Below are 8,281 nucleotides of genomic sequence, written 5' to 3'. Positions count from 1 at the left end.
GTGCTAGTGCGCCACGTTGAAAACGTGATAAAGTAGATGTACCCAAAGTAATCACTCCCTATATTGGTTGGAATTAGTTACTACCATTGTAAGTGATTGCTTTGGGCTTTTTAATTTCTGTTCGGATTAATTATAGAATTTGCCATTTAATAAATTAAATTTTTTTCGTTTAGAATTGGCTTTTGCATTGTAGTAGGGGCTAACGGGTAAAAAAATAACGTCAAATTTCGAAGTAAATCACTAATTTTAGTGATTACTAGAAATCTGACGCTATTTGGCGTAGTAATAAAAAGTTGTAAGAAGATATTTGAAAAAAGCTAGGGGGAAGAGCACTCTGATGAAAATTGGTGTCCATAGCTTTCATTTTTTTAGGTGAGAGTCAACTGCCGCATGGCGGTTTTCACAACAAATAGAATTTAGAAAGAGACTGAATCGAGAGTACGAAAAAAGCGAGGGGCACAGGTGAAACCTGCACTCCTCGCTAATTCGTTTAACCGTGTCCGTTTAACTAGACGCGGGTTACCTTACCTGATTTCAAGGTCCGAGCAGAAATCCAGACCTTCTTTGGCTTACCGTCCACTAAGATGCGAACCTTTTGTAAGTTCGGCTTCCAAGCGCGACGACTTGAATTCAAAGCGTGAGAACGCTTGTTACCGAAGCGCGTCCGCTTGCCGTTGATAAAATCCTTTGCCATGGCGTAAACCCTCCTTTGTTAATTCATTCATTACTTTTATAAAAAAGCAGTGCCTTTTTACTCACCTGACTAATTTACCATACTCTTTTGCGGAACGCAATGTTTTCTTTCAAGGAAATCTACTTGACACCTATTTCCCCTCATAACGTGCTTTTCAGTCATCCTATTTCTATTTTCGGCGTGGTTGTGGTAAGATTAATTTCTGTTAAGATTGTATATCCAGATAAGGAGGCTATTTCCATGGCCGTAAAGATTAAGACTCAATACGGAACAATTGATATTACCAATGAAGTGATTGCGACCGTTGTTGGGGGTGCCGCGACTGATAATTATGGTGTCGTGGGCATGGCAAGCAAAAATCAGATTCGAGACAATGTAAATGATATCTTACGGCGGGAGAATTATGCCCGCGGTGTGGTCGTTCGCCAAGAAGAAAATGGCGTGGCCATTGATGTTTACGTGATCGTTAGCTACGGAACGAAGATTTCCGAAGTTTCACGTAACGTCCAATCTAAAGTCAAATATAACCTGGAAACGATGCTGGGGGTTACTGCAAACTCAGTAAACGTCATTGTTCAAGGGGTGCGGGTGTTGGCTGATTAGCCAGACGTACTGAAATCAAGGAGGATACTTAGTTGAAAGTAACAGAAATTACTAATCTTGAGTTTGGTAAGATGGTCCAAGCCGCATCGCAAAAGCTAAACCAGAATGCCGATTTTATTAATTCATTGAATGTTTTCCCCGTTCCTGATGGGGATACTGGAACCAACATGAGTCTGTCACTACAGAGTGGGGCCAAGTATGAACGTGAAGCCGACACCGATGCTGTAGGGGCTTTATCAACGGCCTTAGCCAAGGGGTTACTAATGGGTGCGCGGGGAAATTCCGGCGTTATCCTGTCCCAGATTTTCCGGGGCTTTTCTCGGAAGTTAGCGGACAAGCAAACTTTGACGGCGCAAGACTTAGCTGATGGGTTCGCAGCCGGCGCAGAAACGGCGTACAAGGCCGTTATGAAGCCAACTGAGGGAACTATCCTGACGGTTGTCCGTGAGGGTGCTCAGGCCGGCTTAAACACCGCTAAGAAGTCCGATGACATTTTAGCGGTGATGGATGCTGTTTACGAAGCTGCTAAGGCAGCCTTGGCAACGACGCCAGACTTACTGCCTGTTTTGAAGCAGGTCGGTGTGGTCGATTCCGGTGGTCAAGGGTTGACGTTTGTGCTCGAAGCCTTTAACGATTCATTAAATGGTCGTGTGGCTGAAGAGGGCGACTACAAGCCTGACGATGCTGAAATGGACGAAATGATCGATGCTGCCCATCACCAAAGTGTACAGGGTAAGCTCGATCCCGAAAGCATCAAGTACGGTTACTGTACTGAAATCATGGTACGAATCGGCCGTGGGAAGCAAATCGAACACGACTTTGATTACGATACCTTCTACAAGTACCTTGCTGATTTAGGAGATTCTCTGTTGGTCGTGAACGATGACGAAATCGTTAAGGTCCACGTTCACACGGAACATCCTGGTAAGGTCATTGCCTGGGGCCAAGAATTTGGTGACCTGGCGAAGGTTAAGGTCGACAACATGCGGATGCAACAGGAAACCATCATGGAACATGATGAAGAATCCGCTGCAACCGCCGCACCAGTGGCCGAAGCCGAAGCACCTGCTGATACAGCGATTATTGCCATCGCTGCCGGTGACGGTCTCGCTACACTCTTCAAGAGTTTGGGTGTGACGCACGTGGTCAACGGTGGTCAGACCATGAATCCAAGTACGCAGGATATCGTGGATGCCATCAACAACAGCAAGGCTAAACGGGCCATTGTGTTGCCAAATAACAAGAACATCTTCCTGGCCGCTGAACAAGCTGCTCAGGTTGCCGATGTGCCAACGGTGATCGTCCACTCAAAGACGGTTTCCCAAGGGATGACGGCAATGTTGGGGTACAACCCAGATGCCGAGTTGGATGACAACCAAGCTGCGATGGAAGAAAACTTAGCCGCTGTTAAGAGTGGTCAAGTGACCCACGCCATTCGGGATACCGAATTGGACGGGTTTGACATCAAAGAAGGTAACTTCATGGGAATCGTCGATGGCACTATTAAGGTGACCGATGCCGACTTGTTAAAGACGGCGGTCGCTACGGTAAAGGCTATGCTCGACGATGACAGCGAAATTGTCACGATTATTTATGGGACCGACACGACCGAAGACGTTGCAAAGCAATTGCAAGCGGCCGTTGAGGACTTAGATGACGAATTAGAAACGGAAGTTCATGATGGGGGCCAACCGGTCTATCCATTCTTGATTTCTGTCGAATAGCATTACCACTAAAGGGGTCCAGGACGATTGTCCCGGTCCTCTTTCGCGTTATGGACTTGTTGTGGAAAAACTGTCGCCTGCGGCTGCTAGACGTTCCGCCTGCTGTGGGACCGGGAAAAGCCACAGAGCGGTCTTTTCCCTCGCCTTGAAGCCTCGAAAATCACGAGTCTCCAAGCACGTCCATGGTGTAAATTGGCCCAAATCGCCAATTAACGCCATCGTCACAGCTGGCTACACGTCTAGCCTCCTCCGGCTTAAGCTGTTTTTTCACGGCACCAAGTCGCGTTGCGCGGAAGACGATGGACAATCATGCTGGACTATTCAGTGGTCAGTCGGAAATATTTGGCAGTATTCAGCTAATCTAACTGGTTTCAGCCTTTGACGACTGACAAGTAAGGCGTAAAATTAAGTGTTGAATGGTATGTTGCTGATGCGAGATACATCTTGTTGTGGCAACCTACCCGATAATATTGTTAAATCAATATCGTGGTTAACGTTTACATTAGCCGGAGGAGGTCAGGGATGGAACCGGCCGTGGTGATGACGTTAGCTGACGTTTCTTGTCAGGTTACGTCATGGGACGAGCTTGGAGACGTCTGATCTTTGACGGCTTCAAGTCGAGGGTCAAGACCGCTTTGTGGCTTGGCCCGGTCCCCACAGCAGGTGGAATCCCTGACAGCCGCAGGCGAAGTAAAACGCGCATTAACCACGAGATTAAAGTAAAAACAATAAGGATGGGAGGGGTGTCACGATGGTGAGTTTGAATGATTCGGTCAGTGAGCTGGCCGGTGTTGGGCCGAAGCGGGCGCAAGCGCTGAAGTCCTTGGATATCGAGAACGTCAACGACCTGTTGACCTACTTCCCGTTTCGTTACGAGGACTTGCAGGCCAAAGATCCTACCGAATTGACCGATCAAGCTAAAGTGACCCTAAAGGGCACCGTGGCCGCCGCTCCCGTGATTTCACGGTTCGGTCGGCGGAAGACGCGACTGAACTTTCGGTTACTCCTGGACGAGCACACGATTATTCCGGTCACGTTCTTTAATCAGCCGTGGCTCAAGGATAAGCTGGAGGTCGGGAATGAACTGGCCGTGTATGGTCGTTTCGATGCCAAGCGGCAGAGCCTAGCTGGTATGAAAATCATTGCTAGTACCGACGATGGTGGCGGCATGGGGTCGATCTATCCCGCTAATAAGGAGGTGCGGCAGGCCACTATTCAGAAACTGGTCGAAAGTGCCTATGACGCCTACGAACCAGTCATCGTGGACCTGATTCCGGAGCCATTGCGCGAGCAGTATCGCTTGTTGCACCGGCGCCAGATGATTCACGACATGCACTTCCCGGCAGGAGATGCCGCAGCCCAAGCGGCTCGGCGGACAGCTAAGTTTGAGGAGTTCTATCTCTTTGAAACACGTCTACAGATTGTGAAGCAACAGGATCACACGCTTCATGGCCAGGCATTGACCTACGACTTGCCCAAGCTCAAGGACTTCATTGCCTCGCTACCGTATGAACTGACGGACGCCCAGAAACGGGTGGTCAATGAAATCTGCTACGACCTGAAGCGACCAGTCCACATGAACCGGCTCCTGCAGGGGGACGTAGGGAGTGGGAAGACCGTCGTGGCCGCCGTAGCCATGTACGCGGCCATCACTGCGGGAACGCAAGCCGCCCTCATGGCCCCGACGGAAATCTTGGCCGAGCAACACGCTAATAATTTAGCAAAATTGTTCGCCGACTTTCCGGTCAACGTGGCCCTGTTGACGGGGGCCACCAAGCCCGCCGCCCGGAAGACGCTGTTGCCGCAGATTGCTAACGGCGCCGTCAACCTGATTGTCGGGACGCACGCGCTGATTCAACCGGAAGTGGCTTACCACGACCTCGGCCTCGCCGTGATCGATGAGCAACACCGTTTTGGGGTCAATCAACGGCAGGCTTTACGTGAGAAGGGCCAACAACCCGACGTTCTGGCCATGACGGCGACGCCAATTCCCCGGACACTGGCGATTACCGCCTATGGCGAAATGGACGTTTCGGTCATCAATGAATTACCAGCCGGACGCCAACCTATCAAGACCTCATGGATTCGCAGCAATCAGGTTGACAGCACGCTCCGGCAGGTCAAGGCCGAGTTGAGTAGTGGTTCGCAGGCCTACGTAGTGACACCCTTGATTGAGGAATCGGAGGCCGTCGACATGAAGAATGCCGAGGCCATTTACGAGCGTTTCAAGGAACAGTTCGAACCGACCTATAAGGTGGGCTTGCTCCACGGTCGGATGAAAAATGACGAAAAGAACGCCGTGATGGATGCCTTCAAGGCCAACGAGTTCCAAGTTCTGGTCGCCACGACCGTGATTGAAGTTGGCGTCGATGTACCTAACGCTACGGTGATGCTGATCTATGACGCCGACCACTTTGGTCTGGCCCAGCTCCATCAGTTGCGTGGCCGGGTCGGCCGGGGTAAGAAGGCTTCCGCTTGTATCTTGATTGCGGACCCGAAGAATGAGCTGGCCGTTGAGCGGATGACGACCATGACCAGCACCAACGATGGGTTTGTTTTATCACAAAAGGATTTGGAATTACGGGGTCCAGGTGATATTCTGGGTAAAAAGCAGTCTGGGGTGCCCGACTTCAAGGTCGGTGATCCCGTGGCCGACTTGAATATTCTGAGTGCGGCCCAACAGGCGGCTAAGGAAACGGTGGCTTCCCCCGATTGGGCGGATAAGGATGCCAACTTGGCGCTCGCTGCGTTTCTGAGCACGACGGCCCATCAGAACACCACCATGGATTAGAAGGAGACGAATTATGAAAATTGCCGTTGACGCAATGGGTGGCGATTACGCCCCCGCTGAAATTATCAAAGGTGTCGAATTAGCACGAGACGCTTACAGTGACGTTGAATTTTTGGTATACGGACAAGAAGAACAAGTGAAGCCGTTGATTCAAAACGACAGTCGTATCACATTGGTGCCGGCCGCTGAGGTCATCGCCATGGAGGACGAACCAGTCCGGGCCATCCGGCGGAAGAAGCAATCCAGCATCGTGCTTGCTGCGAACGCTGTCAAGGATGGTGAGGCGGATGCTTTCTTCTCCGCCGGAAATTCCGGGGCCGTATTGGCCGCTGGCTTGCTGATCGTTGGCCGAATCAAGGGTATTGCCCGGCCAGGATTGACCACGACACTCCCCGTCTTACGCAAGCCGGACCAGTCCAGCTTTGTGATGTTGGACGTGGGTGCGAATGCCGATACCAAGCCGTTTAACGTCGTCCAATACGCCGTAATGGGTCAGTACTACGCGCAATCAATCATGCACGTGAAACAACCCCGGATTGGCCTGTTGAACAACGGGACCGAAGCTGACAAAGGTGACATGGCGCACCAGGCTATCTATCAGGCCCTGGACAGCATCGACAGCATTAACTTTATCGGCAACGTCGAATCGCGGGAACTCTTAAACGGGGCGGCAGACGTTGTTGTGACCGATGGGTTTACTGGAAATGCCACGTTGAAGGCCATTGAAGGAACTGCGCTCTCCATGTTGAAGCTCATTAAGGGTGAAATCATGAGTGGTGGTCTGGGTGGTAAGATTGGGGCCAGCATGTTGAAGCCGGTCTTCAAGAATGTCCAGAGTGCCATGGATTACTCCCAATATGGGGGAGCCGTGCTCTTGGGCTTGAAAGCACCAGTCGTTAAGACGCATGGTTCCAGCAAGGCACCAACCGTCAAGAACACGATCGGTCAGATTCGCGAGTTGATCGAGACCAAGAGTGCTGATCAGTTAGTCAGCTACTTTGCCGATCACACCGATGAGATGGCGGCCTTGAAGGAATCCCTGAAGTAAGCGTCAAAGTGTGGTGTTACGGGTCATTTCACACTAAAAATGAATTCGTGACCGATATTAATTTGCTAGACAAGGTCAGCCAAAACGGTTAGACTACTTATTGAATACTGTGAGCGAGGGATAGATATGACGAGAGCAGAAATTTTTGACAAGATTGCCGATATTATTGCCGATCGGTTTGAAACCGACCGGGACCAAATCAACGAACAGTTGAACTTTAAGAAGGACCTAGACGCCGACTCCATTGATTTCGTGGAATTCGTCTTGGAACTGGAAGATACGTTTAACGCGGAAATTTCCGACGAAGATGCCGAGAAATTGATGACCGTTGGCGAAGTGGTCGACTACATCGTGGCCCACCAAACCGAAGATAAATAACGATTGAGCGAGTCCGGGCCGCAATTCTTTGTCCCGGGCTTTTTCAGTCTAGAGTGCAGAACAAGGTGCTTAGGTCCTGAGCATTAACGTCAATAAGGGTAAAATCCCGGGCCTGGATTTTTCCTTATTGGGGTTAAGCGCAGGGACCTGCCTTGTGGCGCACGTTTCGGCTATATAAAATTAAAGAGGTTCCGAACCAGTCCCGTCAGCCAGGAAGCACCAATACCCGAGGCGGGCGAATGGCAATAGGAGTGCCTTATTGAGTAGAACCGAAGCAGCACCAAACTAGAACCAACCAAAGGCCCCAAAGTACCTAACAGAACAATAGAAATGAGGGAATTAGCGCGTGATTGCTGGATTAAATCAAGAACTAAAAGATAACTTCGATATCCATTTTAAAGACCAATCCTTGCTAGATGAGGCGTTTACGCAGGCTTCTTACGTCAACGAACACCCCAATCAGGGACTTAAATTTTATGAACGCATTGAATTTTTAGGGGATGCGGTCATGCAGTTGGTGGTATCCAACTACATTTTCCGGCGGTACCCCAATATGCCACAGGGACGGTTGACCCGGTTACGGGCAGCCATGGTGAATGAACAGAGCTTTGCTAGTTTTGCGCGTGAGTGTCACTTCGACCAGTATATTCGTTTGGGTCGAGGTGAAGAGAAGGCGCAAGCCCGGCAACGTGACTCCCTGTTATGTGATATTTTCGAATCATTTATCGGGGCGTTGTACATGGACCAAGGCCTGGATAAGGTCGTTGGTTTCGTCACGACGGTTGTTTTTCCGAAATTAGATGAGGGCCGTTTCGACGAGTTCTTTGACCACAAGACGGAGTTACAGGAACTGGTTCAAAAGAACGGCTCCGTCACCATCGACTACCGTTTACTAGACGAAGAGGGTCCCGACAACGATCGTGCCTTCGAAGTCGCCGTTTACGTGGACGATAAAAAATTGGGTGAGGGCCACGGCCACTCGAAGAAGCACGCCGAACAGAATGCGGCGCGCCATGCCCTGGAGAATTTGAAAACAGAGTAAG

At 50.2% G+C, this 8,281-nt stretch carries 7 protein-coding genes; 6 read left to right on the top strand and 1 reads right to left on the bottom strand.

Annotation, left to right across the window (positions count from 1 at the left end):
- Positions 1-508: 508 nt before the first annotated feature.
- Positions 509-694, bottom strand: coding sequence for a 50S ribosomal protein L28 (gene rpmB, locus EKM73_RS11515; protein ID WP_020088997.1), 186 nt, complete (start codon positions 692-694; stop codon positions 509-511).
- A gap of 240 nt (positions 695-934) precedes the next feature.
- Here rpmB and EKM73_RS11510 point away from each other — a divergent pair, with 240 nt between their 5' ends.
- The 6 genes from EKM73_RS11510 (at position 935) to rnc (ending at position 8,280) form a co-directional block, all read left to right on the top strand.
- On the top strand, positions 935-1,297 hold the full coding sequence (locus EKM73_RS11510; RefSeq protein ID WP_020088996.1) for an Asp23/Gls24 family envelope stress response protein: 363 nt from the start codon (positions 935-937) through the stop codon (positions 1,295-1,297).
- 32 nt (positions 1,298-1,329) lie between these two features.
- The gene (locus EKM73_RS11505) at positions 1,330-3,021 is read left to right on the top strand and encodes a DAK2 domain-containing protein (protein WP_125702006.1); all 1,692 of its coding nucleotides are present in this window, start codon (positions 1,330-1,332) and stop codon (positions 3,019-3,021) included.
- Positions 3,022-3,772: 751 nt separating this feature from the next.
- Positions 3,773-5,812: an ATP-dependent DNA helicase RecG gene (gene recG / locus EKM73_RS11500; RefSeq protein ID WP_125702005.1), complete on the top strand. Its 2,040-nt coding sequence runs from the start codon at positions 3,773-3,775 to the stop codon at positions 5,810-5,812.
- Positions 5,813-5,825: 13 nt separating this feature from the next.
- Positions 5,826-6,860 (top strand): phosphate acyltransferase PlsX, encoded by a 1,035-nt coding sequence (plsX, locus tag EKM73_RS11495; RefSeq protein WP_125702004.1) that lies wholly within the window; start codon positions 5,826-5,828, stop codon positions 6,858-6,860.
- Between the two features lie 126 nt (positions 6,861-6,986).
- Entirely contained in the window at positions 6,987-7,238 is a 252-nt protein-coding gene (acpP, locus tag EKM73_RS11490; RefSeq protein ID WP_020088992.1) for an acyl carrier protein, read from the top strand.
- A gap of 346 nt (positions 7,239-7,584) precedes the next feature.
- Entirely contained in the window at positions 7,585-8,280 is a 696-nt protein-coding gene (gene rnc, locus EKM73_RS11485) for a ribonuclease III (RefSeq protein WP_020088991.1), read from the top strand.
- Position 8,281: the final 1 nt, after the last annotated feature.

Origin of the sequence: Levilactobacillus fuyuanensis, assembly GCF_003946395.1 — a bacterium.
Taxonomy (GTDB): domain Bacteria; phylum Bacillota; class Bacilli; order Lactobacillales; family Lactobacillaceae; genus Levilactobacillus; species Levilactobacillus fuyuanensis.
Note: the sequence above shows the minus strand (reverse complement) of the source record. Positions and strands in the feature narration are given on the sequence as shown.